A 24,072-nucleotide genomic window follows, 5' to 3' on the forward strand; every position below is an offset into this window, starting at 1 on the left:
TGCGCCCAATTTTAGAACATAGACGTATGGCAACTTCTAAAGAAATGACGGCAGGGCCGGCATTACCTCTCATTTTAAAGTTTACACTGCCGCTTTTACTCGGCAATCTGTTGCAACAAACGTATTCGCTTGTTGATGCTGCAATTGTAGGAAAGTTCTTGGGAATAAACGCGTTAGCTTCTGTTGGAGCAAGCACGTCAGTGGTATTTCTCATTCTCGGGTTCTGCAATGGATGTTGCGGAGGGTTCGGAATACCCGTTGCGCAGAAGTTTGGGGCGCGGGATTACAGTACGATGCGCAGTTATGTGGCTGTCAGTCTGAAACTGGCTGCGGGAATGTCGGTGGTAATTGCACTTCTCACCTGTATTTTATGTGAGGATATTCTTCGGATCATGCGTACACCGGAGAATATTTTTGAAGGGGCTTATGCTTATCTGCTTGTCACTTTCATCGGTGTGCCGTGTACGTTTTTCTACAATCTTCTTTCGAGCATTATCCGTGCGTTGGGAGACAGTAAGACGCCTTTCTGGTTTCTGCTGTTTGCTGCTGTTCTGAATATCATTCTCGACTTGTTCTGTATTCTGGTACTTGACTGGGGAGTGGCGGGAGCTGCTATTGCTACTGTCTTTTCGCAAGGATTGTCGGCTGTTCTCTGCTACATTTATATGTACCGGAAGTTTGAAATATTGCAGGGTACTCCGAAAGAACGCCGGTTCCAGTCGAAACTGGCTAAGACGCTGCTCTACATCGGTGTGCCTATGGGATTGCAGTTTTCTATCACGGCTATCGGCAGCATCATGCTTCAGAGTGCGAATAATGCCTTGGGAACGGCGTGTGTGGCAGCCTTTACGTCTGCTATGCGCATCAAGATGTTCTTTATCTGTACGTTCGAAAGTTTGGGCATTGCGATGGCTACATATAGCGGACAGAATTACGGAGCGGGTAAACCGGAACGTATTTGGTTGGGAATCAAGGCTAGTGCTCTGATGATGATTATTTATGCGGCCTTCACGTTCCTTCTTCTGATGGTAGGGGCTAAATATTTCGCGTTGATCTTCGTAGACCCGTCGGAAACGGAGATTCTGCTGGATACGGAGTTGTTCCTGCATGTCTCCTGTATGTTCTTCCCGATGCTTGGTTTGTTGTGCATCTTGCGTTATACCATTCAGGGAGTGGGCTTTACCAATCTTGCCATGTTCTCCGGAGTGGCGGAGATGATTGCTCGTATTCTTGTCAGTCTCTATGCCGTACCGGTATTCGGTTTTATTGCTGTCTGCTACGGTGATCCGATGGCTTGGATAGCGGCAGACTTATTCCTCGTGCCGGCCTTTATCTACGTTTATCGCAGGTTGAAGAAGCAGGTATTTACGAGTTCGACTGTACAGCAGACTGTTGCATAATTGTCTTTTTTCAGGCTAGGAATATTTCTTTGTTTGAATTTAGAAATCGGCCTTTTTCTGTATACGGAAAATGTCTCCGTATATGGGATGGCGAAACTCTATATATTCGGCATGGAGGTATAGTCTGTCTGCTTTCTTTCCGTAGAGTTCGTCTCCAAGTATGGGGCATCCCAAGCCTTCCGGATGGGCGGCGTGTACTCGTAACTGATGTGTGCGTCCGGTCAACGGATAGAAGACAATCCGGGTGTATTTTCTTGGCTCATTGATACTCCTTTCTGATTCATCAATGATCTTTTCTGATTCACTGATAATCTTGTATTCTGTAATCGCCTCTTTTCCGTATTCTTTACTAACGATTTGTCGGGGACGGTCGAGGGGATTTAAACAGAGAGGGAGTTCGATCCTTCCTGTTCTTTCTGATAGTACTATTCCATCCAGCACAGCCACATAGCGTTTCTTGATACTTCTGTTTGCGAATTGTGCCTGTAAATCCTGATGTACCTTTTTTGTTTTGGCAACGAGTAATAATCCTGAAGTAGCCATATCGAGCCGGTGTACAATCATAGGACCGGTAGCTTCGGGATATTTCTTTTTCAAACGATGATAGACTGAATCTCTATCTTCCGCTTTTCCCGGAACGGACAACATCCCTGCCGGTTTATTGACTATCAGTAACCATTCATCCTCAAACACGATTTCTAGTTCTTCCTCTTCATGAACAGGATTCAGCAGTGGATTTTCGTCTACCTCCAATCCTTGCAACATGTGTTGCAGAATCGGTTCGCACTTCCCTTTACAGGAAGGATAATAATATCCGTGATGCCGGATTTCGTTTTTAGGAGAGTCGCCCCACCAGAATTCAGCCATAGCCAATGGCTTTAATTGATGAAGATACGCATATTGCAATAACTTAGGCAAAGCACATTCACCCGCACCGGCAGGAGGAACTTTCTGAACCGTTTGCTCGAAAATAGTATATAAGTCTTTCACCTCTCCTTGGGCATTTAGCATCCGGAACTGCTCGAATAATTTTCTTTGTAAAGCTGCCGAACGTTCTTTTCGTTCGGTTTTCAGTCGTTCTATTTCAATATCGAAGTACCTGACTTCCGTTTCGAGCTCTTCCAATCGTTTCTTCCATTCCTTTTCCAGTCGTTTGTATTCCGCCTTTTGGTATTGGCTTTCCCGAATCAGGGAGGCTTGTTCTTCTTCGGAAAGCTCGGGAGATGACTGGCGGCGAATCTCTCTCGCCTCCTTTGCCATTTTAAGTTCCGCTTTTGCTTGATTCAAAACAGCTTTAGCCTGTTCCGTTTCTATCTTCCATTTCTCTTTTGAATCGAGATAAGAACTACTGTTTTCCAATTCACGAATACGGATATTAATGGCAGAAATCTGTTCTTCTTCGATTTTGAAGAATCCCTCCGGTTGTAATAGGTCATAAACAGGAGGAACGAAATAAGGATGCAGATTCTTTCCGGCCAGATTGCCGGAGAAAGCTGCAAGATAACCAATCTGATTTTCTTCGTTGTTTGTTATTCCGTTGTCCGTTTGCACAATCAACACTCCAAACATCTTTCCGGAAGCCAACTCCTCTTGCCATTCTTTCCGGCTTGCGATATATGCTTTCACTTCTTCCGCAGCCAACACACACAATGGATGGGGTGTATAATGGAAAGGATAAGTGAATTTTTCCGGCAACGCAAGGTGAGAAACGGGTTTCTTGAAAAAATGTATCATCGGTTTATATATATGAATGAATGTGATTACCTTTGCAAAAGTAACGTAAATCCGCGAATTTTATTCTATATTTGTTTGAGAGTTTGAGTGAGATAACGTGGACGTTTGAATGAAATTGTATGGATAGGATAGAAGAAAAACCAAAATTTGCCTTTCTTGGCAACAGTCACATGGCTTTTTGGGCACTGGATATCTATTTCCCACAATGGGAATGTCTGAACTATGGTGCTCCCGGTGAAGGGCTGGCCTATGTGGAGTCTTTTGCGGTAGACACTTCCGGTTGCCAGGTCGTTGTTCAATTCGGAACCAATGATATTTATCAGTTGAACGATGAAAATATAGATGAATATGTAGAGCGTTATGTAAAAGCGGTTCTTGCCGTCCCTTCACTGAAAACATATCTTTTCTGTATTTTTCCGCGTAATGATTACGATGATTACAGTACGGCCGTAAATAAATTTATCCAGATCCTTAACCGGAAGATACACGAAAAATTGCAGGGAACAGATATTGTCTATCTGGACGTATTCAATCGTTTATTGCAGGATGGCAGGCTGAATCCGGAGTTGACTCTCGACGATTTACATTTGAATGGTAAGGGGTACAGTATTCTGACAGAAGCACTGAAACAGGCTTCCGGTTTGTAAAACATACCTAAATACTTCATTCCTTGCTTTTATTTATAAATTTGGTGGCATATCAGTTTATTTTTCCTATTTTTGTCCCCAATTTAATAGTAAATAACCCCCATAAAAACGATAAGACTTATGGAAAAAGTAATTATCAATTCGTACGAAGAATTCGAAAAACTAGTAGGCCAACAGATAGGTGTTTCCGATTATGTGGAACTCTCGCAGGAACGTATCAATCTTTTTGCTGATGCAACGCTGGATCATCAATGGATTCATGTAGATACGGAACGTGCGAAAGTAGACAGCCCTTATCATAGCACGATTGCTCACGGCTACCTGACATTATCCATGCTTCCTTATTTGTGGAATCAGATTATCCAGGTAAATAACCTGAAAATGATGATTAACTACGGTATGGACAAAATGAAATTCGGTCAGGCTGTATTGTCAGGACAGAGCATCCGTCTGGTGACTACTTTGCACTCGCTGACTAATCTGCGTGGTGTGGCAAAAGCGGAAATCAAGTTTGCTATCGAAATAAAAGACCAACCAAAGAAGGCGCTGGAAGGAATTGCTGTGTTCCTTTATTATTTCAATTAATGGCAAGCTGTTAAAGAAACAGATTTTATCCCCGGAAATGATCGAAATACGTCTTAAAAGTTAGATACAAAAACTTTTGGGATGTGCTTCAGATGGATCGTTTCCGGGGATAATTTTATCCTTTTACTCCCATAAATCTGAACGGCTGTGCCGGTTTAAACTCTTTCGTTGCATTTCCATGATAAGTTTCACCGTTGGCGATAGATAATTTGAGTACCGGAGCTCCTTCCGACAAGTCTGTTTCCCGTAAGTTTACCCAGAATGTATTAGGTGTCAGACTTGATTCGAAGAAGTAGAGCAAATTCTTACTATCCGATACCGTTCTCCATTGTGTGGTGGAAATTTCCGGAAATTCGGGAGTGGATATGCCATAAGGAACAGAAGTATTACGGATAACGCTGAATACGCTTGCTATGGCTATTCTCACATCATCTGTTTGGGGCAGGGCATTGATATAAAAACTGGCTCTTGCAAAACGGTCGGACGGACGGTTGGTTCCGGGCAGGAAGCTCAATCCTCCTATTGATTTCCAGTATTCGTTTAGTGCCAGTTGCTTGTTGTAGGTAGGGGAGTTGGTCATTACTTTGTACTCCTTGCTGTGGTAAACAGTCAGCTTTCCACCCGTATATTCGAATATCGCACAATCGCCCGTTGCGTCGGAAATAGATAAATGCAAGGTTGCCAGGCGGGAACCATCCGGCATCAGGTCCGATACCACTTGGAAAGTGTTTTCATCAATGAAAGCGACAGCCTCGTCTACGGTGGCGAAGTTATCCAGCATATATTGCACCCATGCAGTAATGGCAAGTCCCGGTTTACTTTGATCTCTGACCGGATACTCCGTCTCGGGTAACCATAACAGATTGGCAACCAATCCTTTTTCATTCATCCCGTCTGTACTGGCAATCTCGAAAGCTGAAGTCACCACGCTGCCATACTTGGACGTCCATTGCAGGGAGTTGGCTCCCGTTTCTCCATTTCTTTCCATACCTTTGGGAAATACCCAAAGATTGCTGTGCATTTCTGTTTTCCAGTCCATAGACCGGCCGGTTACCACCATTCCATTTTTTCCCGAATAAACGACTCTTGTACACATAATTTTAATTTCTAGTTAAAGGTTTATTATAAGCTGCTTTCACGAGGTATTCAACCGATGCGGATTCATCTCGCAAAAGCATATTCTCAAAACAATAACGTTTCATTTATGTTTTAGATACATATCAGATATTAATAAAGTATCAAAAAACAGGTATTATGTCATTAAGTAATCTTCTCATCATATTTTCGTCATCGTTTATGGCGCTGTTTCCGGTGATAAATCCTTTGGGGAATGGTTTTGTCGTCAATGGATTTTTTACAGACCTCGATCCTCAACAACGGAAAGCAGCCATTCAGAAGCTGACACTCAATTTTATAATGATCGGTGTAGGGACATTGGTGATAGGACATTTGTTTCTGTTGATTTTCGGTTTGGCTATTCCTGTTATTCAGTTGGGAGGTGGAATGCTGATTTGTAAAACGGCAATGGAGCTGTTGGGCGATTCGGGTTCGTCTGATAAAGAAGAAGCCAGTAAGAATGTAGACGGTTTCAGATGGAAAAACATCGAGCAGAAGATATTTTATCCCATCACGTTTCCTATCAGTATCGGACCGGGCAGTATATCGGTTATCTTTACTTTGATGGCGTCTGCCAGTGTTAAAGGCAAATTGTTGCAAACTGGGATTAATTATTTGGTCATTGCGCTTGTTATTATTTGTATGGCGGCCATCTTTTATGTATTCCTTTCACAAGGACAGAGGTTTATTCAGAGGTTGGGACCGGTGGGAAATCAAATCATTAATAAGCTCGTTGCTTTTTTCACTTTTTGCATCGGTATCCAGATTTCGGTGACGGGTATATCCCAGATATTCCATCTGAATATACTCTAATTGAACGGTGAGATAAAAGCGATAGAAATTATCTGTTTTTCTTTGCTTTCATGGCTTTCAGGGTGTTTTTTCGTACGGAACGGATAGCGGGAACCAGTAAGTCGGGCTCCATGATTTCCAGTATTGTGCGTAGTTCCTGTTGCAGTTCCGGGATGGAGCGTGTCAGTTGATAAGCCAGTTTCATGCAGAGCGATTGCACGCCCGGTGGTTCCTCGCGGGATATCATGCGTTCCATGCAGAAATCAAGGAAATCCACTCGTGGCGGATCGGCGGCAGGTTGCTGGCATATCAGGTTCAGGATCATTCTCCGTTTTCCCGAGTGTGGGCAGGTCATGGCAGCGTCAATCAATTCTTCTTGTTTCCGGCTCAACCATTCTACATCTGCCTTTGAGAAATGCGTACATACCCACAATGCCTGATAGGAGACGATAGCGTCTTCGTCGAATATCAGTTGGTAGATTTCTTCTCTAAGCCGTTCATCATCCTGTATAAAGTGGAGTACCTCTCTGATATCTTCAATGTGTACTCGTTCGGATAATCTTGCACGTAGGTTCATGTAGCTTTCGTTTGGGGGAATTAATCTCTATTAGCGGAATCAGCTTCCGGCAGTTGCAAATGGAGAATGGGGAAAGGTTTGCCCATGCTGTCCGTTTCATCTCTGCCGATGATTTGGAATCCCAAATGGAGATAGAACTGGAGTGCTTTTTCATTCTGCTCGTTTACGTCCACCTTATCCATATGTTTTTTGTCTCTTGCATATTCCATTAATCGTTTGCCATATCCTTTTCCCTGCTCGTCGGGGTGTACGAATAACATTTCGATCAGTTCGTCACTCAATCCCATGAAGGCGGCAATCTTTCCGTTGGCATTCCGGATAACAAAAAGTTCAACAGCGGGTAGATAATGCTTCCGCACCAGTGGTTTATAGAACTGGATATGTTCTTCCGTCAGGAAATCATGCGTGTGGCGAACGGACATTTCCCATACATGGAGGATTTCATCATAGTCTTCCGGAGTAGGTTGGGAGATGCCGGGCAGGTAGTAGCACTGGTGGTCGTAGATGTTTCCGTTGTAAGTCAGTTCTGCCTGATGAAGTGTACCTTCGTAGATGAAACCGTTCTTTTTCAGTACTTTCTGCGAACGTTTATTGTGCGGATAACAGGTCGCTGTGATGAGGCTAAGCCGCAATTCTTCAAAGCCATAGTTGAGGACACCCTGCACTGCTTCGGTCATGTATCCTTTGCCCCAATAAGATTCGTCGAGCCAGTAACCCAACATTCTCACTTGCGGATTTTCGCGTTTAGGATCGGGGATAATTCCTACGGAACCGATTAGCTGTTTCGTATCTTTTAGTATCACTGCCCATATCCCCTCCTGGTTGATAAATGTGGAATGAAGTATCCGGCGGGATTCATCCAACGTACGATGGGGCGGCCATCCGGCATTATTTCCCAGATTCGGGTTCTGGCAACAAGCGAAAAATGTTTCTGCATCTCTTTCTTCGAAAGGGCGGAAAAATAAACGTTCTGTATGGAGCGTCACGGGGGGAATACTTTCTATTTCAGTTTCCTGTCTTGCTTTGTTTTTCGATTCGTTTGCAGTTCTCCGATATACGCACTCAATCCGGTTTCCGTCAGGATCGAGGACTACACTTTCAAAGTATCCGTCTCCCGAAGTACGCGGTTCGCCGGCGATGGTATATCCTTCCGAACGCATTTGTTCGGTGAAGCGTAATACTTCTTCCTGGCTGGGAAAGGTGAAAGCAAAGTGTGTCAGTCCAACCCTGTTTTCTTCAATGGGAGTGTTCTGTACATCTGTACGACTCATCAGTTCCAAGTCTGTTCCCTCTCCAAAAGAGATAAAATAGGACTCGAATCCTTTCTTGGGATTGATATATTTTTCGTTGCTTTTTCCTCCGAAGAAGCGGACATAGAACTCTTTTAGTTCTTCCAGACGAAAAGTCCAGATAGCGATATGATGTAGTTTCATATAAATGAATTTTCTAATTTCTATTACTTTGTTTCTATCTTCATTTGTACCGAACGTACTTTGTCTCCATCTTAATGCTGCATTATATATTCGTAAACGATACGGGAAATATTAGCGATAATCTTACTGTTCGCCTGATTATTTTCTTCAGAATTCTTCACGAAGACAGCTATACTATAAGTACGTCCACCGGGCAAAAGTACGAAACCGATGTCATTACAACCGATTTGTTGTCCTTTCGCATTAAGATCTCCCGTTCCGGTTTTATGACCTACGGTTACTTTTTTGTCGAGCAACGGAGCAACCAGACGGTCTTGTCCGGTTTGACACTCCACCATTGTTTGAAAAATGAAGTCTTTGTACACGTTGGGAAATAATGGCTTCTTACGGAATATTTCCACTAATTCGGCTGCGGCTAACGGAGTAGTCCAGTTTTCATAACATAGGTTCAAGTCTTCGTGCATGGCAGTTTCCGTACCGGCAATGGCACATTCCCGAATTCCTAGTGAATGGATATACTTGTTTACGGCATCCGGACCTCCCTGATAATCAAAAAGAATATCGCAGGCATTGTTGTCACTCTGTTGGAGTGTATATTTTAGCAGGTCGGCAATACTCATTTCAATTTCACCCTGCGGATATTTATCCCGTAGCGGACTGTAAGTATCCGGCTTTAAATCCGATTTTTTAATGGGTAACCTGGTTTCCAGCGATTGCTTCTGTTTTCCCATATAATCTGCCAATGCTAATGCCTGATGAAACTTGAATACGCTCATCAGTGGATAGTGAATATCATTATTGACAGTTACCGTATCTTTTCCATCAATGATGACGGCTATTCCTATTTCGGCCTTCTTTCCTTTGATGGCTTCTTTCAACTGTGTCTCAAGTTGAGTTTGTCGGGCAAACAGGAGGGTGGGGACCAAACAAAGAAATACTATGAATGAACGCATAATCAATTTCTCTTTTAACGGGTTACTAATTCTCTATTGAAATCATATTTTCTGTTGAAGTCACAAAGGTATAAATAGTAATTGCCTTTGCAAATTCTTACTTGAAATTTATAGTTGTATAATGAATATGTAGAGTTAGTTTCTCAATTTTTGTAGTAATGAAAATATTGATACAGAAATTAGGTTTACTATTTCATTTATGTTATTTTTGTGATATCTTATTACTGAAATATATACTATGTAAATATTTGGAAGTAGTAAACACCATTAAAAAACAAAACTAATATGAGCACTTTTCGTTCTATAGAAGAACTTGTCAAAAGTCTGGACAGGGAGAAAGAACTTCTGAAAGAAATGTTTGCCAAACGGAAGTCTCTTTCGTTCCGCTACGATTATGCGCTTGAAATGACAGAGTACAAAGAAGAGCGTATCCGTTATCTGATTGACTATGGGGTTATCCGGGATACTGGTGACTTTCTGGAAATGGAAGATATCTATCTGAAATTCTTCGAAGATGTGCTCGAAGTAAATGAAGAAATCAATGTTTCTTTCGTGCAGGATTACCTGACGCGACTGAATGAAAATATTGACTATTATCTGAAAGAGAATAACGAGCAACGTAAATACAACTACCAGCGTGAAGTGAAACGCTGTCTAAAAAACATCGCTCTGACTACAGTCCGCAATGTGATGGACTTGAAAAGGAACATGGATAATACTTATAAGAACGAACCGAATTATAAGATAAAGAAAACCAAACTCGTCCGGCTTGATGAGAAACGGAACAATATTGCTCTGCTGATCCGTAAAAGTGAGGAATTGATAGACTACGGACAGCCTGTTTTCTTCCGGGTGGCGATGGACGTACAGATGCGGAATGTAGTAAGTGACGTAAAACTTCAGCTAAATGACTCGTACCATAACCTGATTGAAATCCAGAAACAAATCATCCATTATCTGAATCTGATAGATTATCAGAACCGTATCTTTGAGAAAGTAAAGAAGTTGAAGTACTTGAAAGACCAGTTCTTGTTGGAAGAACATACAAGTATCCGTTCTGTTGCCGCACAAAAAAATCCTGTCTGGATGGAGCCGCAGGTCGGTTATCGCATCAAGCTTTCCATTGATAATCTACGGACTTCCGATGAGGCTTTTCAGATTTTGAAGAAACTTGTCGCGCGGCAGAGAAATTCTCCGAAAGGAATGAAACAACTGGCAGATGCCATTCCGGAAGGATACCTGGATGGGCAGTCGCAAATGATAGATACCGTAAACTTGCAGGAGGTGCATAATTCATTTATGGCGTCCAGCACCCATCTGTTCTCTTTTGTGATGAACTATCGCTACCGGAAAGAGGTGACACGTGGAGAGAAATTAATCTTTTTCTGCCAATTGGCGTCACAGTATGCCGACGAACTTCGCTTTACGGATACTTATGAAATCTCCGATGAGGTGGAATACCCTTTAATATATGCCAAATGATGTATGCTGAATGCTAAAGACAGATGACTATGAAATATACTGAAGAGATATTTAATATACTTAGCAAAGGGGGATTCATTTCTTCCAATAGTGTCTCTACCCAAGTGAAACGCTTGTATGATGCCATTGAGGAAGATTTGCCCGATTATTATGATTACTACAAAGGCATCGGTTTTTATCTGGAAGGTGGTGACGGTTATTACTACTTTACCCGCAAGGAATCGAAAGTCGATTTGGAACGTAAACTGGAAGCAATTCAGAAGTGGATTGATTACTTGAGTTTCCTGAAAACCTATCATTCGGCATTTGGCCCGGGCTTTCTGTTCCGTGCTGCTGATATTGAGATTCAGATAGGATGCGATATCGAACTGAAAGAAAAGGCAACCAAACTGTTTTCGGATAAGAAGAAATATGATGAAGTAGTCGGCAAACTGCTGAAAGAACTGGAGAGTATAGGACTGATAGAGAAAGAAAACGAACTTGACGGGACGTATAAAGTATTGTCGGCTTTCCATTATATGGAGGACTTGGTTGATTGTATCACAATTTCAGAGGAGGTGCAAGATGAGATACCTGAATAAGATTATTTTTCTGAACAGTGCCCATATTCCGTATGCGGAAGTGAAGTTGGATGGGAACGTACATTTTATAGGTACGCAAGGTGTCGGTAAGAGTACGCTGCTCCGTGCCATCCTATTCTTTTATAATGCTGACAAACTAAGACTAGGCATTCCGAAGGAGAAGAAAAGCTTCGATGCTTTTTACTTTCCATACGCCAATTCTTACATTATCTATGAGGTGATGCGGGAGAATGGGGCGTATTGTGTGGTAGCTGCCAAATCCCAGGGACGGGTGTTTTTCCGTTTTATTGATGCGCCATTCCAACAGGACTGGTTCATTGACGAACACAATGTGGTACATTCCGAGTGGGGACGCATCCGCGAACATATCGGTTCGAAGATTCAGATTACTGCACAAGTGACTAGCTATGAAATGTATCGGGACATTATTTTCGGTAATAACCGCAAGCACGAAATGATACCCTACCGCAAGTTTGCCATTGTGGAAAGTGCAAAATATCAGAATATTCCCCGTACGATACAGAACGTCTTTTTAAATTCCAAACTGGATGCTGACTTTATAAAAGATACCATTATCCGTTCGATGAGTGATGAGGATATTTCTGTCGATTTGGACTTCTATCGTAGCCAGATAAAGGAATTCGAGCAGGAATACAGGGACGTGATGCTTTGGTTTACAAAGAACAAGAATGGAGAAGTGCCTGTCCGGAAGATGGCGGAGAAAGTAATGAACGCCTATCGTGACTTGATTTATACTCAAAAGCAGATTGGTGAAGGGCGTGCGGAGCTTAACTTTGCGGAGAAACAGGCTTTGCATGAGATTCCGTTAGTGAAGGAAGAACAGGCTAAAGCGGAGACGGAACGTGAACGGTTGCTGCGGCTTATGGGTGAACTGCAACAAAAGTACACCAATGAGCGTGATGGCTTAATTAGGGATATAGGTATAATAAACGATTTGCTCAAAAAGATACGTGAGAAACGTCTGCATTACGAGCAGATGCAGATTGAAGAAATCATCAAACGGGTATCTTGCGAAGAATTACTGATTCAGGAACTTGAACAAGTCCGGAATATGAAATCGGAACTGACAAGAGCTTATGAGGACGTATTGAGTAAGTACCGATTGCTGTTTGAGAAACTGGAAGCTGATTTCCGTACTTTTGAGAATAGCCAGCAAGCACGGATAAATGCTCGGAATGCGGAGATTGCCGGCAAGCAGGAAGAATTGATGCAACAGCTTCGTGTGGAAGAAGAAAAAGTAAGGGTAACGCAAGAAGAGAAAGTGCAGACTGTGGATAATCGTATCCGGCAGTTGCGCGACGAACAGGCACAGTGTAACCTGAAACTTCAAAAGGTGAAATACGAACATCCCCATCAAAAGGAAATGTCCGATTGTGAAGATGGGATTAACGAACTGCGCAAAAAGGACAAGGAACTGGAACTTGGCATCCGTCAGCAGCAAGGAGAAATAAAGCAGTTGAGACAGGAGTGTGAATGGAAAGTGAAAGAATTGAAATGGGAATTTCAGACAAAGATGGAGACCGTTCGTAAAGAACGGAGCGCGATTGAAGAACAGTTACAAACATTGGATGCCTTGATTGAGAAACGAAAAGGTTCTTTGTGTGAATGGCTGGAGAAGAACAAACCGGATTGGCAGGAGACGATAGGCAAGGTGGCGGATGAGGAACTGGTGTTGTACAACAATGAACTGCAACCTCAATTAGTGAATAAGGAAGCTACTTTGTTCGGCGTTTCACTCAATCTGACAGCAATCGAGCGTTCTGTCCGCACTCCCGAGGAAATGAAGCAGGAGCGTGACAGGCAACAAGCAGCCCGGCAACTCTGTACCGACCGTCTCACCCGACTAGCGGAAGAAGAGGGGGAAGCAGTTTCTTCTTTGGAGAAGAAGTATTCGAAGCAAATACATGGTATTCTGGAAGAACAACATCTGATGGAAGCCGAGCGAATGCAGATTCCTGCAAAATTGAAGAACCTGCAGGCTGATTACGCCTCATGGAAGACGAAGGAGGAGGAATGGAAAAGAGGATGTACTGAAGAATTGAAGGCACAACTGGATGAAATCGGACACCGTCTCTATGTGGCGGAAGGAGAGAAGCAGAAGTATTTGGATGAACGGGAAAAACTGTTGAAAGCCTGCCGGAAAGTGTATAATGACAGCAGGACGGAACTCCGGAAGGAACTGGAGGAGTTTGTTGCGGGCGTTCAGCAAGAGATAGACCGGATGAAACAACAGACTGCGGAGCGGGAAAAGGAACTGAAACAGGCACAGGAGAATGAACTAAATGGAAAGGGTGCTGATACGGTCACTATCCGCAAGTATGATGACAGGCTTGCCGAAATAAATAAAGAATTGGAATTTATCAGCAAATCCCGTCCGCAAGTTCTTTATTATGAAAGAGACAAGGCGGAACTGTTTGATAAGGAACCTGCTACGCGAAGCCGGAAGAAAGAACTGGATGCGAAGCTGATTGCATTGGACGAACGTTTCGCTTTGAAAAAGGAGAAGTTGCAGCTTCAGAAAAAAGGGGCGGACGAGCATCTCGACCGGATTGGCAAGGAATTGCACCTGCTGGAGGACGGATTGAAAAAAGTGGATATGTTCCGGAAAGATGAAACTTTCTGTCCGCCTTCTGTGATAGAAATAGGAGAGAAGCCTACTCGGAAAAATTGCGATGTTATTGTGGAAGAGTTGAAGTCGCTCATCGTATCCACTATCAGAAAAACAGAAGAATTCAAGAAAGCGGTGACGCAGTTCAATGGAAACTTCTCGTCAAAAAACACATTTCATTTCCGTACGGAACTGGTTGGAGAACAGGATTATTATGATTTCGCTTCCAATCTGTGCGAGTTTGTGGATAATGATAAGATTTCCGACTATCAGAAACATATCAGTGAACGGTATACGGATATAATCCGCCGGATTTCGCAGGAAGTGGGAGGACTGACCCGTAATGAAAGTGAGATACACAGAACAATAAAGGATATCAACGACGATTTTGTCAAGCGGAATTTTGCCGGAGTAATAAAGGAAATAGCTCTTCGCCCGCTTCAGAGCAGCGATAAACTGATGCAGTTATTGCTGGAGATTAAACGGTTTAGCGATGAGAACCAATATAATATGGGAAAGGTTGACTTGTTCTCGCAGGATTCCCGTGAAGATGTCAATGCGATGGCTGTCCGGCATTTGTTGTCGTTTATGAAATTCCTGCTTGACGAGCCGGGACGCAGACGGTTGGCGCTTGCCGATACATTCAAACTGGAGTTCCGCGTGAAAGAGAATGATAATGATACGGGATGGGTGGAGAAGATAGCCAATGTAGGTTCCGACGGTACGGACATTCTGGTGAAAGCAATGGTCAATATCATGCTGATTAATGTGTTCAAAGAAAAGGCGTCACGTAAGTTTGGTGACTTTAAAATCCATTGTATGATGGATGAAATAGGCAAGTTACACCCCAACAATGTGAAAGGTATTCTAGACTTTGCCAATTGCCGGAATATATTGTTGGTAAATAGTTCTCCCACTACTTACAATGTGGAAGATTATCGTTATACCTATTTATTGAGTAAAGACGGGCGGTCAAACACACAGGTTGTCCCATTGTTAACCTATAATAAGATAGAAAAATGAGTGGCAGTTTATTTACATTGGCGATGGCGAGGCTGGTTCTGAAAATGCTGGGCGGCGAGCTCATACCTTACACAAAGTTTGATGGACTGATAGCAAATAGATTAATGGATGAGGGAATCATCACTATTGTTCCCCGAGGGAGTAAGCGTAGTTTTCGTATGATTGATCCGGAAGGATGCCGTATCTACATCTCCCAGAATTATACTTCCGGCATGGAGCTGGAAGATTGGATTGAGATGAAGAACTGTCCGGATGAAGTGTTACGTTCGGAGCAAGTGGCGAAGGCGGGGGACTCTAAATTGAGATATACCCGTACGTTCAAAGGTTTTCTCCTCAATTGTTATACGCCTATAGAAGCTACTTTTCATGGCGAACCATGTGTTCTTTCTCCCTTGCAAGGCACTTCTATTTTCATGCAGGATTACGAATATTTTCGTATTCCTGAAGATGTTGTAGTAGTGGGTATAGAGAATGGAGAAAATTTCCAGCATATCCGTGCCCAAAAGTACTTGTTTGAAGGAATGAAAGTTCTTTTCGTGTCCCGTTATCCGCAATCGAAGGATTTGTGTAACTGGCTAAAGATAATCCCCAATCGCTATATTCATTTCGGAGACATAGATTTGGCTGGCATTTCTATCTTTTTAAATGAATTCTATGTAAAATTGGGCAATCGTGCGGAATTTTTCATTCCTGCGGATGTGAAGAAACGCCTCAAGGACGGAAACCGGCAGCTTTATGATAATCAGTATTTGCGTTATAGGGCTATGTTGGTTTCTGACGAACGTTTAAGGCCGTTGGTGGCAATGATTCATAAATATGGGAAAGCGTATGAACAAGAAGGATATATAAAGTATTAAATTAGTCATATGATTACACTGGATAATTTTGAGAACTTTGTCCCCTATAAGATATTAGTGCGCGGGGAAGAGTATTATGATACAGATGCCGTTTCCGAACTGGAAGAAACCTCACCCGGTGAATGGACTGCAACCGTAGAGGGAACGGATGATTATAATGTAGAAATATCTATGAACGGAAAGGAAGTAGAATCCTGGTACTGTGATTGTCCGTGTGATGGAGAAATCTGCAAGCATGTCGTGGCAGCACTTCTGGCAATTCGTGATAATAATAAACGAGTAAGTCGTAGTGCATTTTCAAAAATGAGAATAGTTACAAAGGAAGAAGAGGTTGTACAGCCCGATGTGGACATCAAACAATTGCTGTCATTCATTAGTCCGCAAGAAATTTCTACATTTATCAGTGAATATGCCTCAACGAATCCGGAATTTAAGGCAGCGTTTTTGAAGCGTTTTATATTCAAGGAATCGTCTTCGACATCAAAGGGAAAAGATTATAGAACGGAAATCCAAAAGATTTTTAATAGTTTCGGTGACAGTAAAAAGTCTCGTTATCATAATCGTTATAATGATTACAGTCGTGATTGGGAAACTGTTTTCAATCGAATGGATGTTTTTCTGAAGAAAGCAGACTTCTTTTTGAGTCTGGGAGATATGGATAGTACTATTGCCATAGCTCTTCAAACACTTCGTTCTATCGGTGAGAATTATGAGGATGAATTACTATATATTGACGATGATGATGACTTTGGCACTTCCCTTTATTGTGAGCATGCAGGAGGTTTACTCATGAAAGTGGTTGGACATCCTAAAACAACTCAGAAACAAAAGACGGATATTCTACAGGAATTACGTCAGATTGCTGAAATATCTACTTATCGAAATTACGGAATCTATGATATAGATGAACTTATGATGCAAATCAATCTTTCGATTCAGCCGACAGAAAAAGCCTTGGAATTGATTGATGGACTTCTTGAAACAAGAAAGGACACTCATGATTTATATCAGTTAGTTCTTCGCAAAGTCAACTTATTATTGGAGCAGAATGAAGAGCAAAAAGCGAATGAAATGATCCGCCAATATCTTTATCTGACTGAAATACGGGAGATGGAGGTTGAAAAATTGATTGTCCGTTGCCAATACGATGAAGCCATCCGTTTGCTGGATGAAGGAATAGAGATTGCGAAAGAAGAGATATATCCCGGTACCGATAGTAAATGGTTGGAAATAAAACTTAAGATTTACGAGACGACCAACCGGACTTCCGAAGTAATTGATACATGTCGTCTATTGTTTGTGACAGGCAGGGATAAACTGACATATTACAATAAACTCAAAACTCTGATTCCGAAAGAACAATGGAAGAGTTTTCTGGATGCGATGATGAAGGAAACAGAATTTAGTAACTATTTTTCTTTCGGTGGAAGTGCTGAAGCTGATATCTATGTGAAAGAACAGGATAATGAGCGTCTGTTCACCTTGTTGTCATCAACTAGATATGATCAACTGGAAGCATTGATGCGGTATGCTCATTATTTGAAGGATACTCATTCGGAACAGCTGATTGCTATGTATACTTCTTCGTTGAATGACTATGCCGAACGGAAAATGGGACGGAGGAATTATGAATTTATCGCACAAGTGTTACCGTGCATACATAAACTAAAGGGAGGACAGACTGCAGTGAAAAACATAGTAGCGGAATTTCGGATAAAATATAAACGTCGTCCGGCAATGATGGAAGTGTTGAAGGATTTTTGAAAAGACTTTATTATAAGTTTTTTTGTATCTCTGTAGTTTAGGGATGATAAAGTTCGTACCTTTGTAAAGTTACAAATAAGAATGATAATGAAGAAGTCTATAAAACGTTTACCCAAATGTACACAGGAAGAATTGACAGTCTTGCTGGATTTAGTGTGTAAAAGCATCGGGAATTGTCAGATGGTTATCCTGTTCGGAAGTTATGCAAGGGGAAACTATGTTTTATGGGACACTAATATAGAATTTGGTGTTCATACTTCCTATCAAAGCGATTATGACATTCTTGTCGTCGTGACCGGACCTACTAAACACGTGGAAGAAAAACTCTATCGTATTACTAATAAATATCATGACTTGTTTGCAGACCGCCGTCATGCATTCCCACAATTTATAGTAGAGCATATTAATACAGTAAACCGTAACTTGGAAGTCAGCCAGTATTTCTTTACGGATATAGTAAAGGAGGGCATTATGCTTTATAATAGTGGCAAACACGAATTGGCTAAACCACGGAAGCTGAGTTTTAAGGAGATTCGGGATATTGCGCAGAGTGAATTTAATAAGCTTTTTCCTTATGCCTGTGACTTTTTAGGTAGTGTGAAGGAATATTTCGTGCCTAAAGGACAATATAACTTATCAGCTTTCATGCTTCATCAAGCTTGTGAGAAACTTTATAATTGTATCTTGATGGTCTTTACGAACTATCGCCCAAAGAGTCATAAAATCAAGGAACTCGGTGGGATGGTGAAACGTTTTTCTATGGAATTAACTACAGTCTTTCCTCAAAATACGGATGTAGAGAAAGAATGTTTTGATTTATTATGCCGTTCTTACATTGAAGCTCGCTATAACAAAGATTTCAGTATCTCACAAGAACAACTGGAATATCTTATTTCCCGCATAGATATTCTGAAAGATATTACTGAACGCTTATGTAAGGAGAAGATTGTGGAATATGATATGATGACGGAATAATTGTCCCCTGTGAAATAAGACTAGCCCTCCTATGAAATAAAAAACAAAATATATCTGTCATCTGTCACAGATTATAATCTAACTTGCAGAGTATAAGAACTTAGTAGCGTGACAGCACAAGGTGACAGCAGTGTGATAGCAATAATGCTGTCACCCCAAAAAACAAAGAAAAAATCAAAGATACTGTTTGGAATTTGATAGTATCAGCTATAGAAAGATAAGTCGTTCAATTTATTATCCCCGTACTTATGAGTTGTGCTCTGCCTTTAAACTAACGGTTTCAAGGCGTGAAACTGTTGGTTCTGCGGTTTGAAACTTTAGTTTCATACGCTTGAAACTCTAGTTCCAATTACTTGAAACTATTGGTTTCTTGCCGATGAAACTAGAGTTTCTCCTAGTTGAAACTTTAGTTTCAAGCAGAGAAAAATAACTTGAACCGTAATTGAGTGATAACGATCCCGTTTCTTTCGGCTAAATAGGCACTTGATATATCAATAATTTTCTATATTAAAATCTTGTTTTTCTTGTCGGTCCCGAATAATATGAGTAATTTAGCAGTCTCAACGATCACAAAGGCGCTGACAAAACAATTTATTATCAAATTAATGAAAATTACTCAATTTCGTAAGAATGAAGATACGATAGCGCTCAGCGTAATGGATCTTGATATACTGGTAAATAAGATAAAGACAGAAATAAAATCCCGTCCTGTTTCTACATTTAGAGAGCATCTGCGATATGTTCTTTCCGATGAACGGTGTATGTTTGCCGATAAACTGCCTAAGATAATTCCTGCCGCTGAATTCCGTAAGGTAAACGGTCAGAAACAGATGAAAAACTACAACGGTATTGTAGAACTGACCATCGGTCCTTTATCCAATAAATCTGAAATAGCATTAGTGAAACAAAAAGCCTGCGAGCAACCGCAAACCCGTTGTGTTTTTATGGGCTCAAGTGGCAAAACGGTGAAAATATGGGCTACCTTTACCCGACCGGACAACTCCCTTCCCAAAACACGGGAAGAAGCAGAACTATTCCACGCCCACGCCTATCGACTGGCTGTAAAGTGTTATCAACCCCAAATTCCGTTCGATATACTTCCCAAAGAACCGACCCTGGAACAATACTCGCGATTATCCCACGATCCGGACATCATATATCGTCCGGATTCTGTTCAATTTTATCTCTCTCAACCGTCATCCATGCCCGAAGAAACCACTTTCCGTGAAGCGGTTCAGGCGGAGAAATCCCCATTAACCCGTGCCGTACCGGGATATGATGCGGAAAATGCCTTCCTGATGCTTTTCGAAGCCGCTTTTCGGAAAGCGTATGCCGATCTCCGGGAAGCGGGACTCGAATTGAGCGAAAACACATGGCATCCTTTAGTTGTCCAACTGGCTAAAAACTGTTTTGCTTCGGGACTTCCGCAAGAAGAAGTCGTGAGACGTACCGTTTTCCACTTCTATATGTATAAACAAGAAGAGCTTATCCGGCAAATGATTGGCAATATATATACCGAGTGCAAAGGCTTCGGCAAGAATATCAGCCTAAGCAAAGAGCAGCAACTCGCCTTGCAGACTGAAGAATTCATGAAACGCCGATATGAATTCCGCCATAATACCCAAATTGGTGAGGTAGAATATCGTGAAAGGCTTTCTTTCCGTTTCCGCTTCAATCCTCTCGACAAACGTGCGCTGAACAGCATTGCTTTGGATGCACAAATGGAAGGTATTCCGTTGTGGGACAGGGATATTAGTCGTTATATTTACTCCAATCGCGTGCCTGTATTCAACCCGTTGGAAGATTTTCTCTACCGGCTTCCCGCATGGGACGGTAAAGACCGTATCCGTGCATTGGCAGCCACCGTCCCTTGTAAGAATCCGTATTGGATGGATTTGTTCCACCGTTGGTTCCTCAATATGGTTTCTCATTGGAAAGGAAGCAATAAAAAGTATGCAAACAGTGTTTCTCCCTTACTCGTCGGACCGCAAGGAACACGTAAATCCACCTTTTGCCGGAGCATAATGCCCCCTTCCGAGCGTTCCTACTATACTGATAGCATTGATTTCTCCCGAAAGAAAGATGCCGAACTTTACCTCAATCGTTTTGCGCTTATCAATATCGATGAATTTGACCAGGTGAGTTCGACACAACAAGGCTTCCTGAAACATATTCTGCAAAAGCCAGTATTGAATGTGAAGAAACCTCATGGCAGTGCCGTGCTTGAAATGCGTCGTTACGCCTCATTCATAGCTACGAGTAACCAAAAAGACCTGTTGACCGACCCTTCCGGCAGTCGTCGTTTTATTTGTATCGAAGTGACCGGAGTGATTGACACCAACCGTCCGATAGACTATGAGCAGCTTTACGCACAAGCTATGTATGAACTGGAACATGGCGAACGTTACTGGTTCGATCAGGAGGAAGAAAAGATCATGGTGGAAAACAACCGTGAATTTGAACAAGTCCCGCCGGAAGAGCAACTTTTCTTCCGTTATTTTCGTGCCGCACAGCCTGAAGAAGGGGAGTGGCTGTCTCCAGCGGAGATTATGGAGGATATTCAAAAAGGCAGTTCAATTCCAATGTCTGTCAAAAGGGTTAATTCCTTCGGAAGAATACTGAAAAAGCAAGAAATACCTTCCAAACATACGCGTAGCGGTACACTCTATCATGTTGTAAGACTAATAACCAGGTGACGGCAAAAATGCCATCACCCTGCCGTCACCCCTTGCTGTCACAGTCTTATCGGTTCATTACTAAACAATTAACCCCTAAACTGTGACAGATGACAGCAACTCACCAAATATATTCTTCTGTGTAACGTTGGTAAGTTGGTTCTTCTTTTATCCCTTTATTACGGAATAGTTGTCTGATGTAGGCTTGGTCTTTGGGCATAAGCCCCCGTTCTCCGCGATAGAACCGATAATATCCTGTTTTTCCATAGTGTCCGACCATTTGTATTCTGATACTGACCGCATCCTCATAGGGGATTCTGTTAAGCAACTGTTTAAGTCCCCATGCCACATGGACTTTGACAGCAGTCTTGAAACATTCGCATTGGTTTCCATCCGCAGGATAACGTGCCGGATTAATGATAGTGATATATAGGTTGTCGGCTGTATCAAGTTGTGTAGCTATGTGGCGCAGGCATTTGGGGGCTTGTGGACATTGAGCGTTGAAGCAACGGGCAAAATTGTAAGGGACAGACAGGCTGTCGGGTTCTTCTTTCATTTTGTAGGGTTTATTTTATTTGTGAGATACTGTTGTAAATATAGCAAACAGAATTCTTCACAAAAGTAGGACTTTATTTTGGGAATGGGAAGCGTTGGGATTGTTTTATTTGTATGTAATGGGGATTTCTTATCAACATTTGATAATTAGGGATACTCAATACATATCCCTAATTATTTGCAGCAAGGTTTCTCTTTCTTGTTTAAGGTTCTTTATCTCTATTTTTAGCCAATCAATTTCTTTGTTCTTTGAGGAAATCAATTCATCTACAACTTCCTTAGGGAAATAATTGTTATAAACGAAGTTGAGTATTTTATAAAGGTCATCTATTTCTCTTTTTTTAAGCTCTCAAATTGTTCTTTCTGTTTCTCTAACAGTTTCTCAAAGAGTTCAATCGTTTGTTCTATGGGAAAATTATTGAATGTTTGGTTATTACCAATTGCATTTTTTACACCGCAATTCTCGTAAAAATTATTTGTGTTATATAAAACTGTTTCTTCGTTATACTCTTTCAATCCGTCGGTAGTAACTCCTAATGCAGAGGCTATTTTTTCTAATCGTTCATCGTCAATTTTCTCGGTTTGTTCCATTTTTGAAACAGCTTGCTTGGTTATTCCTAATAATTGGCCTAGCTCCGTTTGAGTCATACCGCGAAGTCTGCGTACACGTTCTATCTTTTTCCCAAGGTGAAGGTGATTTGATTTTATATTTTCTATTGTTTCCATTCTTCTATATATTAGATTGCTGAATCTAGCAGTGATTATTTCATATATTTTTTCAGGATCTCAATTTTATCTTGCTCACTTTTCAATAAACGCTCATATAACTCAACTATCTTTTCAAGTGGATTTATTTGTTGAACGATAGCGTATGTAGTAGCACCTTCAGAGATATTTGCATCCTTATAATTATGATGATTAATATTGAAAATCGTCTTTTCAACATCAAAGTCTTTAATGACTTCTTCGGATATCCCCAACACTTCAGCAATTCTTTTTAGAAAGTCTTCTTCTATTTCCTCTTGTTTCTCAATCTTTGAAATGACCTGCTGATTTACACCAAGATCGGCAGCCAGCGCTTCCTGTTTCATGCCTAAATATACACGAATCCTTTGTAAATTGCGCCCGACATGTCTTCGGTTTTCTTTCTCTTTTATTTCAACATCCATATTATTGTTCTTTAAATGAATACGTCTAGGCAAAGATAACAAGAAACAGTTTAATTCAAATGAAAGTGTGCTTTATTTTTTAGTGTATGGCTTATTGACACTATCATTTGAGGATTCATACAATATGTTAATCGTGGGTAGTCAATGCACCTTTGGCAGCCTTACAATTTTTCGATTAACTAACTATTTCTTGTATCATTAATTATTATTTAAGCCAAAAGCTAGGGTACCTAACTTTTGCTTATAGCATTTCTCGATATTTATGGCTTCATAACTACTAATGCTAATAGATAGTGTTTCAAGGATAGACCAAGAGAAATTATTAGGATAGCTATTGTCTTGATCGTATAATTTTTGTAAGGTTACATTGTTTCCGTGTCCTCCTGTTTTGGCATATTCTTTCCATCTACCCCAAATGCCTTCTTTCCCATATGTTGAACCTATATAATTTTTTCCAGTTTTTCTGTCTGTTATTATATAAATACAGTTTACGGCAGAAAGCATTTTTTTCCATTCAGGATATTCTTTTTCTAATATTATATTTTTTAGCTGTGCGAGGGTTAGAGCTATTTTTTCATATCCGGGGAAAATATGGTCAAATCCTGGAGTAATTTCAATAATCTCTTTATCATTTTTATCATTAAGCCATTGATGCCAAGATATGGTTGAAGGCCCCCAGTCTATAATGATACGTTCTTTTAGTTCATCAAAGCCTTCTACTTCAGTTATTTTATAGCAATATTTGTTAGTGTTGCGTTCGTTGTCAGGACCTTCAATTTTGTAAATACCGATAAAACGGGCAATAGTGCCGTTTTCTCCAATAAAGGAAACAATATAATCGACATTTTTAAATACATCCCTATGCTGCTCACTTTGATATGCTATAAATTTGTCTTTATCATTTCTATACCAGTCATACGGGTTACCTTCTACTTCTACTCCATTTATGAATTGTTTCTGGCGTGCGTCTTTATGTCTTACTAACTTGATTCTTTTATTTATATCTAACCCTCTAAGTTTTAATAGTTCTCCAATTTTGATGATTGCCATAGTAATTTGTTTTTAAGATTAGTAGTTTTAAGATAAGCTTTCCGATTTGGATAGCTTGAGTACAAATATATGAAG

General features: G+C 41.2%; 20 protein-coding genes. 11 read left to right on the top strand and 9 right to left on the bottom strand.

The window, feature by feature from the left end; genetic code table 11:
- Positions 1 to 26 precede the first annotated feature (26 nt).
- A complete protein-coding gene (locus INE92_RS00700; RefSeq protein WP_015532534.1) occupies positions 27 to 1,400 on the top strand; it encodes an MATE family efflux transporter in 1,374 nt (457 codons plus the stop codon).
- 39 nt (positions 1,401 to 1,439) lie between these two features.
- Here INE92_RS00700 and INE92_RS00705 read toward each other — a convergent pair whose 3' ends face one another.
- Entirely contained in the window at positions 1,440 to 3,134 is a 1,695-nt protein-coding gene (locus INE92_RS00705; RefSeq protein ID WP_015532535.1) for an RluA family pseudouridine synthase, read from the bottom strand.
- A gap of 119 nt (positions 3,135 to 3,253) precedes the next feature.
- Here INE92_RS00705 and INE92_RS00710 point away from each other — a divergent pair, with 119 nt between their 5' ends.
- Both INE92_RS00710 and INE92_RS00715 read left to right on the top strand, forming a co-directional pair.
- The gene (locus INE92_RS00710) at positions 3,254 to 3,781 is read left to right on the top strand and encodes an SGNH/GDSL hydrolase family protein (RefSeq protein WP_008771180.1); all 528 of its coding nucleotides are present in this window, start codon (positions 3,254 to 3,256) and stop codon (positions 3,779 to 3,781) included.
- Positions 3,782 to 3,901: 120 nt separating this feature from the next.
- Positions 3,902 to 4,366 (top strand): MaoC family dehydratase, encoded by a 465-nt coding sequence (locus INE92_RS00715; protein WP_004308264.1) that lies wholly within the window; start codon positions 3,902 to 3,904, stop codon positions 4,364 to 4,366.
- A gap of 115 nt (positions 4,367 to 4,481) precedes the next feature.
- On the opposite strand, the gene INE92_RS00720 is transcribed toward INE92_RS00715, so the two are convergent.
- The gene (locus tag INE92_RS00720) at positions 4,482 to 5,462 is read right to left on the bottom strand and encodes a linear amide C-N hydrolase (protein ID WP_004308262.1); all 981 of its coding nucleotides are present in this window, start codon (positions 5,460 to 5,462) and stop codon (positions 4,482 to 4,484) included.
- A 158-nt stretch (positions 5,463 to 5,620) separates the two neighbouring features.
- Between INE92_RS00720 and INE92_RS00725 the strand changes: the two genes are divergently transcribed.
- On the top strand, positions 5,621 to 6,295 hold the full coding sequence (locus tag INE92_RS00725; protein WP_004308261.1) for a MarC family protein: 675 nt from the start codon (positions 5,621 to 5,623) through the stop codon (positions 6,293 to 6,295).
- A gap of 28 nt (positions 6,296 to 6,323) precedes the next feature.
- On the opposite strand, the gene INE92_RS00730 is transcribed toward INE92_RS00725, so the two are convergent.
- The 3 genes from INE92_RS00730 to bla all read right to left on the bottom strand — a co-directional run bounded on the left by INE92_RS00730 (position 6,324) and on the right by bla (position 9,237).
- Positions 6,324 to 6,851 (bottom strand): hypothetical protein, encoded by a 528-nt coding sequence (locus INE92_RS00730; RefSeq protein ID WP_004308260.1) that lies wholly within the window; start codon positions 6,849 to 6,851, stop codon positions 6,324 to 6,326.
- Positions 6,852 to 6,871: 20 nt separating this feature from the next.
- Positions 6,872 to 8,284 (bottom strand): GNAT family N-acetyltransferase, encoded by a 1,413-nt coding sequence (locus INE92_RS00735; RefSeq protein WP_004308259.1) that lies wholly within the window; start codon positions 8,282 to 8,284, stop codon positions 6,872 to 6,874.
- Between the two features lie 71 nt (positions 8,285 to 8,355).
- Complete coding sequence (bla, locus tag INE92_RS00740) at positions 8,356 to 9,237, bottom strand: class A beta-lactamase, subclass A2 (protein WP_134993462.1); 882 nt, start codon at positions 9,235 to 9,237, stop codon at positions 8,356 to 8,358.
- 285 nt (positions 9,238 to 9,522) lie between these two features.
- On the opposite strand from bla, the gene INE92_RS00745 reads away from it, so the two are divergent.
- The 7 genes from INE92_RS00745 (at position 9,523) to INE92_RS00775 (ending at position 21,244) form a co-directional block, all read left to right on the top strand.
- Positions 9,523 to 10,719 carry a hypothetical protein gene (locus INE92_RS00745; RefSeq protein WP_004320669.1) on the top strand — a complete coding sequence of 399 codons (1,197 nt, stop codon included), beginning with the start codon at positions 9,523 to 9,525 and terminating at the stop codon, positions 10,717 to 10,719.
- A gap of 29 nt (positions 10,720 to 10,748) precedes the next feature.
- Complete coding sequence (locus INE92_RS00750; protein ID WP_004308256.1) at positions 10,749 to 11,300, top strand: condensin complex protein MksE; 552 nt, start codon at positions 10,749 to 10,751, stop codon at positions 11,298 to 11,300.
- A complete protein-coding gene (locus INE92_RS00755) occupies positions 11,284 to 14,952 on the top strand; it encodes an ATP-binding protein (protein WP_195436634.1) in 3,669 nt (1,222 codons plus the stop codon). Before INE92_RS00750 ends, INE92_RS00755 begins: the two co-directional genes overlap by 17 nt.
- Complete coding sequence (locus INE92_RS00760; RefSeq protein WP_195365682.1) at positions 14,949 to 15,809, top strand: DUF7281 domain-containing protein; 861 nt, start codon at positions 14,949 to 14,951, stop codon at positions 15,807 to 15,809. Before INE92_RS00755 ends, INE92_RS00760 begins: the two co-directional genes overlap by 4 nt.
- Before the next feature lie 9 nt (positions 15,810 to 15,818).
- Complete coding sequence (locus INE92_RS00765) at positions 15,819 to 17,573, top strand: SWIM zinc finger family protein (protein WP_195365681.1); 1,755 nt, start codon at positions 15,819 to 15,821, stop codon at positions 17,571 to 17,573.
- Positions 17,574 to 17,660: 87 nt separating this feature from the next.
- Positions 17,661 to 18,548: a HEPN domain-containing protein gene (locus tag INE92_RS00770; RefSeq protein WP_032842199.1), complete on the top strand. Its 888-nt coding sequence runs from the start codon at positions 17,661 to 17,663 to the stop codon at positions 18,546 to 18,548.
- 605 nt (positions 18,549 to 19,153) lie between these two features.
- The gene (locus INE92_RS00775) at positions 19,154 to 21,244 is read left to right on the top strand and encodes a BT4734/BF3469 family protein (RefSeq protein WP_083823419.1); all 2,091 of its coding nucleotides are present in this window, start codon (positions 19,154 to 19,156) and stop codon (positions 21,242 to 21,244) included.
- Positions 21,245 to 21,344: 100 nt separating this feature from the next.
- Here INE92_RS00775 and INE92_RS00780 read toward each other — a convergent pair whose 3' ends face one another.
- From INE92_RS00780 to INE92_RS00795, 4 genes are all read right to left on the bottom strand, one after another.
- Positions 21,345 to 21,779, bottom strand: a complete 435-nt coding sequence (locus INE92_RS00780) for a DUF6078 family protein (protein ID WP_008644403.1) — start codon at positions 21,777 to 21,779, stop codon at positions 21,345 to 21,347.
- A gap of 326 nt (positions 21,780 to 22,105) precedes the next feature.
- Positions 22,106 to 22,504, bottom strand: coding sequence for a helix-turn-helix domain-containing protein (locus INE92_RS00785; protein WP_004301999.1), 399 nt, complete (start codon positions 22,502 to 22,504; stop codon positions 22,106 to 22,108).
- Between the two features lie 35 nt (positions 22,505 to 22,539).
- On the bottom strand, positions 22,540 to 22,947 hold the full coding sequence (locus INE92_RS00790) for a helix-turn-helix domain-containing protein (RefSeq protein ID WP_008644405.1): 408 nt from the start codon (positions 22,945 to 22,947) through the stop codon (positions 22,540 to 22,542).
- A 198-nt stretch (positions 22,948 to 23,145) separates the two neighbouring features.
- Entirely contained in the window at positions 23,146 to 23,997 is an 852-nt protein-coding gene (locus INE92_RS00795; RefSeq protein WP_008644407.1) for a GIY-YIG nuclease family protein, read from the bottom strand.
- Between the last annotated feature and the right edge of the window lie 75 nt (positions 23,998 to 24,072).

Origin of the sequence: Bacteroides xylanisolvens, assembly GCF_018289135.1 — a bacterium.
In the GTDB taxonomy this organism is placed as follows: Bacteria; Bacteroidota; Bacteroidia; order Bacteroidales; family Bacteroidaceae; genus Bacteroides; species Bacteroides xylanisolvens.

What these genes read in the sequence shown, in the direction of transcription:
- INE92_RS00700 (WP_015532534.1), top strand. Translation starts at nt 27, where the DNA reads ATGGCAACTTCTAAAGAAATGACGGCAGGGCCGGCATTACCTCTCATT.
- INE92_RS00705 (WP_015532535.1), bottom strand. Translation starts at nt 3,134, where the DNA reads ATGATACATTTTTTCAAGAAACCCGTTTCTCACCTTGCGTTGCCGGAA.
- INE92_RS00710 (WP_008771180.1), top strand. Translation starts at nt 3,254, where the DNA reads ATGGATAGGATAGAAGAAAAACCAAAATTTGCCTTTCTTGGCAACAGT.
- INE92_RS00715 (WP_004308264.1), top strand. Translation starts at nt 3,902, where the DNA reads ATGGAAAAAGTAATTATCAATTCGTACGAAGAATTCGAAAAACTAGTA.
- INE92_RS00720 (WP_004308262.1), bottom strand. Translation starts at nt 5,462, where the DNA reads ATGTGTACAAGAGTCGTTTATTCGGGAAAAAATGGAATGGTGGTAACC.
- INE92_RS00725 (WP_004308261.1), top strand. Translation starts at nt 5,621, where the DNA reads ATGTCATTAAGTAATCTTCTCATCATATTTTCGTCATCGTTTATGGCG.
- INE92_RS00730 (WP_004308260.1), bottom strand. Translation starts at nt 6,851, where the DNA reads ATGAACCTACGTGCAAGATTATCCGAACGAGTACACATTGAAGATATC.
- INE92_RS00735 (WP_004308259.1), bottom strand. Translation starts at nt 8,284, where the DNA reads ATGAAACTACATCATATCGCTATCTGGACTTTTCGTCTGGAAGAACTA.
- bla (WP_134993462.1), bottom strand. Translation starts at nt 9,237, where the DNA reads ATGCGTTCATTCATAGTATTTCTTTGTTTGGTCCCCACCCTCCTGTTT.
- INE92_RS00745 (WP_004320669.1), top strand. Translation starts at nt 9,523, where the DNA reads ATGAGCACTTTTCGTTCTATAGAAGAACTTGTCAAAAGTCTGGACAGG.
- INE92_RS00750 (WP_004308256.1), top strand. Translation starts at nt 10,749, where the DNA reads ATGAAATATACTGAAGAGATATTTAATATACTTAGCAAAGGGGGATTC.
- INE92_RS00755 (WP_195436634.1), top strand. Translation starts at nt 11,284, where the DNA reads ATGAGATACCTGAATAAGATTATTTTTCTGAACAGTGCCCATATTCCG.
- INE92_RS00760 (WP_195365682.1), top strand. Translation starts at nt 14,949, where the DNA reads ATGAGTGGCAGTTTATTTACATTGGCGATGGCGAGGCTGGTTCTGAAA.
- INE92_RS00765 (WP_195365681.1), top strand. Translation starts at nt 15,819, where the DNA reads ATGATTACACTGGATAATTTTGAGAACTTTGTCCCCTATAAGATATTA.
- INE92_RS00770 (WP_032842199.1), top strand. Translation starts at nt 17,661, where the DNA reads ATGAAGAAGTCTATAAAACGTTTACCCAAATGTACACAGGAAGAATTG.
- INE92_RS00775 (WP_083823419.1), top strand. Translation starts at nt 19,154, where the DNA reads ATGAAAATTACTCAATTTCGTAAGAATGAAGATACGATAGCGCTCAGC.
- INE92_RS00780 (WP_008644403.1), bottom strand. Translation starts at nt 21,779, where the DNA reads ATGAAAGAAGAACCCGACAGCCTGTCTGTCCCTTACAATTTTGCCCGT.
- INE92_RS00785 (WP_004301999.1), bottom strand. Translation starts at nt 22,504, where the DNA reads ATGGAAACAATAGAAAATATAAAATCAAATCACCTTCACCTTGGGAAA.
- INE92_RS00790 (WP_008644405.1), bottom strand. Translation starts at nt 22,947, where the DNA reads ATGGATGTTGAAATAAAAGAGAAAGAAAACCGAAGACATGTCGGGCGC.
- INE92_RS00795 (WP_008644407.1), bottom strand. Translation starts at nt 23,997, where the DNA reads ATGGCAATCATCAAAATTGGAGAACTATTAAAACTTAGAGGGTTAGAT.